This window comes from Campylobacter sp. 2014D-0258, from assembly GCF_008000495.1.
GTDB lineage: Bacteria > Campylobacterota > Campylobacteria > Campylobacterales > Campylobacteraceae > Campylobacter_D > Campylobacter_D jejuni.
Map to the genome: position 1 here is coordinate 1 of NZ_VOAR01000003.1, position 562 is coordinate 562.

General features: G+C 23.0%; 1 pseudogene. It reads right to left on the reverse strand.

The annotated features are described in order from the left end of the window. Positions 1 to 7 precede the first annotated feature (7 nt). Positions 8 to 562, reverse strand: a pseudogene (locus SR62_RS00550) (motility associated factor glycosyltransferase family protein); the annotation flags it as partial.

Below are 562 nucleotides of genomic sequence, written 5' to 3' on the forward strand. Positions count from 1 at the left end.
TCTTCTTTCACCTTCTCACCCTTTCCATCCATTTATCTAATTTACTTTCTTTAAGTTTTGCTTGTGAAAGTAAATTTTTAATCAGTAAAGCATTTTCTTGTGCTTTAATATGCCCATAAACTAATTCCATAAATTCTAAATGTTCTTTTATCCAAAGAATACTTTTATTAAAAGCATCTTCTTTGGTTTTAGGATTTAAAACATAAATTCTAGCAAGATTAAGTTCAAATTGAGTACGCAGAGGTTGTAAAATTTCATATAAATCTTGCATTTGTTTGATATTTTCTAATTTATTTTTAAATTCATCTATTTTTCTAATAGCCAAGTTTAAATCATTTTCTTTTTTGTTTAAATTTAAATATATATTTTGTATATTGTTAAAATCATTGCTGAGTATTTTACTAAAATCTCTACAATGTTTAATACTTTGATAAACTTTATAATAAGCCTTAAGTAAAAACTCATTTTGTTTATTTAAACTTAAAGGTTCTAATTTTTCAAAAGGTTTATTTAAATCTTTATCAAGTAAATTCTCACAAGCCCATAAAAAAGGTATGAGTTT